The sequence below is a fragment of the Butyrivibrio sp. AE2005 genome, from assembly GCF_000686965.1.
GTDB lineage: Bacteria > Bacillota > Clostridia > Lachnospirales > Lachnospiraceae > Butyrivibrio > Butyrivibrio hungatei_A.
Map to the genome: position 1 here is coordinate 1 of NZ_KK366047.1, position 3,280 is coordinate 3,280.

Genomic DNA, 3,280 nt, shown 5'->3' on the forward strand with positions numbered 1-3,280 from the left:
ATGTTTTGCAAACAACTTCCCCAACAGAGTTTTTGATAATGCAATCGTGTTTGTCTTTAGCGACATCAATTCCTACATAAATCATATAGGACCTCCCGAAAAATAGTATTGATACTGTTTTTGATCCACAGGGCTCCTTGCAATCGTAACCTACTTCTTGATAAACCGTCATGCGGTAACTAACTGATTAACAAATAAACAAAGAGACTGTGGTTGGAGCCTTCCAAAAACCGTCTATGCGGTGGGAGAATGAAACCAATCCACAGTATCTTAAATAGCATAGTCGAACCTATAGAAAAGGTAAAGAAAGACTATGACAATACTAATAGTAGGAGTGTGTTTGAAGTGATTTATCTGTGAAAAATTGAAAAAAAAGCAAAAAAACACAGATAGAAAAGTATGTATGGAGCGATTTATCTGTGAAAATGTAAAATAACAAGTGTTATGAGGTGAAAAAACACAGATAGAAAAAGTGTGTATGAGGCAATTTATCTGTGAACATGAAAAAACAGCTGTTTAGAAGTAAAAATATCACAGATAAAAAGCTGGATTCTTTTCCTTGATTTTTTGGTGGCAAAAGTGTACGCTATATGTGTTCATACAACTGGCGGATAAGTGGGTAACCACATGGGAGTATGGAAATATATTATGAATGTCGACCGCCTGGGCAACCGCTTTTGTGGATGCTCAGGCGGTTTCTTTTAAGTAATCACTAGGTTCGGTATTTTCGAACCGTAGTGTACTACTTAGTTCCGGCGAGCGAATGCGAGAGCGGAACTTCCTTGTTACAAGCGAGTTCAGTGATATATACGGAGGAAAAGAAATGGTAGATTTGAAGCAGGAAATTTCACGCACAACATACCCGGGAAGAGGTATTGTTATCGGCCTTACAGCTGACGGCAAGAAGGCAGCATGTGCTTACTTCATCATGGGAAGAAGTGAGAACAGCAGAAACAGAGTATTTGTTGAAGACGGAGAGGGAATCCGTACACAGGCATTCGATCCTTCCAAGATGGAAGATCCAAGCCTTATCATTTATGCACCTGTACGTGTTCTTGGAAATTCAACAATCGTTACAAACGGCGATCAGACTGATACAGTATATGACCTTATGAAAGAGGGTAAGACTTTTGAGCAGGCTCTTCGCACAAGAGAATTTGAGCCCGATGCACCCAACTACACACCTCGTATTTCAGGTATCATGAACGTTGAAAACGGCAAGTACGACTTTTCAATGTCTATCTTAAAGAGCAACAACGGTGATCCTTCATCATGTCAGAGATTTACATATTCATATGAGAATCCCAAGGCAGGAGAGGGCTTTTTTATCCATACATATATGAAGGACGCAAATCCCCTTCCAAGTTACGAAGGAGAACCTACACTTGTAAACATCGAGGGTGACATCGATACTTTTACAAACAATGTATGGAATGCGCTTAACGAAGATAATAAGGTATCTCTTTTCACAAGATTCATCGACATTGAGACAGGTAAGTACGAGACAAGGATCATCAACAAAAACAAGTGATATAATATCGCAAGTTTTATTTGTAACGCGCATGATTGCACGTTTTTAGAAGGAACACGGTAATTCGGATATCATATAACAGGAGAATCAATATGAACGAAATCGAACTTAAATACGGATGTAACCCCAATCAGAAGCCTTCAAGGGTTTATATGGAAAACGGAAAAGATCTTCCCATCGAAGTACTTAACGGAAGACCGGGATATATCAATCTTCTTGATGCTTTGAACGGATGGCAGCTTGTTTCTGAGCTTAAGAAAGCTACAGGACTTCCTGCGGCAACTTCTTTCAAGCACGTTTCACCTGCAGGTGCCGCTGTAGGAACACCTCTTTCAGATATTGAAAAGAAAATCTATTGGGTAGAGGATCTTGGCGAGCTTTCACCTCTTGCAAACGCTTATGCAAGAGCTCGCGGAGCTGACAGAATGTCATCTTTCGGAGATTTCATCTCTCTTTCTGATGTGTGCGACAAGGACACAGCAATGCTTGTAAAAAGAGAAGTTTCAGACGGAATCATTGCTCCAGGCTACACAGATGAGGCACTTGAGATCCTTAAGGCTAAAAAGGGCGGAAACTACGCTGTTATCAAGATTGACGAGAACTATGTTCCCGATGCGATTGAGAAGAAGCAGGTGTTCGGCGTAACTTTCGAGCAGGGACACAACTTTATCGAGATCGGTGAGGACATGCTCACAAATATCGTTACAGATAACAAAGAGCTTCCCGAGTCTGCTAAGATTGATCTTATCATCGCACTTATCACACTTAAATATACACAGTCCAATTCAGTTTGCTACGTAAAGGGCGGACAGGCTATCGGGATCGGAGCAGGACAGCAGTCAAGAATCCATTGCACAAGACTTGCAGGTTCTAAGGCTGACAACTGGTTCCTTCGTCAGGCACCTCAGGTTCTTAACCTTCCTTTCCTTGATAACATCAAGAGACCTGACAGAGACAACGCAATCGACCTTTACATCGGTGCAGATTACATGGATGTTCTTGCAGACGGCAAGTGGCAGAACATCTTTAAAGAGAAGCCCGAAGTATTCACAGAGGCTGAAAAGAGAGCTTGGCTTGACAAGAACACTGACGTAGCACTTGGCTCAGATGCGTTCTTCCCCTTCGGAGATAACATCGAGAGAGCGTTCAAGAGCGGTGTTAAGTATGTTGCACAGCCCGGCGGATCTGTTCGTGATGACAACGTTATCGAAGCAGCAAACAGCCATGACATGGTAATGGCATTCACAGGACTCAGACTTTTCCATCATTGATGACTTCCCCCGCGGATTGCGTTTTCCGCGGGGGATTTTTTATAGCGGACGACCTGTAGGGCCATTTTTTATAGCGGACGACCTGCAGGGCCGTTTTTTACAGCCGCACCGCCGGTATCTGCTTGGAAATGCTTGTGTACGGCTGCGCAGTGATTTTCATGATTTCATAAAGTCCGAAAATGTCTCCTTTTGACGTTGCTCAGAGAAGTCGACATTTTCAGGCTTTATTCAATCTGAAAGTCATCTTGCTCGTCCGAGAACTGCGCATTTCAAGCAGATACCGGCGGTGTGGCTGTAAAAAAATGGCCATACAGGTCTGTGCGGTTATAGAATAAATAGTGCCTGCGTAACTTTTACGTGAGTTGCTTTGATTTTTCACAGGGACTCACGTAGAAACTTCTGATTACGTGTAGAAGCTGTACGGTGCGAAAACTGGAATATGCACCACACAGAATCATTGCGTAGAAGCTGTACGGTG

2 protein-coding genes and 1 riboswitch are annotated in these 3,280 nt (G+C 42.6%); both genes read left to right on the forward strand.

The window, feature by feature from the left end; translation table 11 throughout:
* Positions 1-590: 590 nt before the first annotated feature.
* Positions 591-676, forward strand: a riboswitch (ZMP/ZTP riboswitch).
* 147 nt (positions 677-823) lie between these two features.
* Entirely contained in the window at positions 824-1,531 is a 708-nt protein-coding gene (locus tag DL92_RS0117420; protein ID WP_034461873.1) for an IMP cyclohydrolase, read from the forward strand.
* A gap of 92 nt (positions 1,532-1,623) precedes the next feature.
* Positions 1,624-2,802, forward strand: a complete 1,179-nt coding sequence (locus tag DL92_RS0117425; protein WP_026654067.1) for a phosphoribosylaminoimidazolecarboxamide formyltransferase — start codon at positions 1,624-1,626, stop codon at positions 2,800-2,802.
* The last annotated feature ends 478 nt before the right edge of the window (positions 2,803-3,280 follow it).

Bases quoted from the DNA above. Each gene is read 5' to 3' on its own strand.
- DL92_RS0117425 (WP_026654067.1), top strand. From the start codon at position 1,624: ATGAACGAAATCGAACTTAAATACGGATGTAACCCCAATCAGAAGCCT.
- DL92_RS0117420 (WP_034461873.1), top strand. From the start codon at position 824: ATGGTAGATTTGAAGCAGGAAATTTCACGCACAACATACCCGGGAAGA.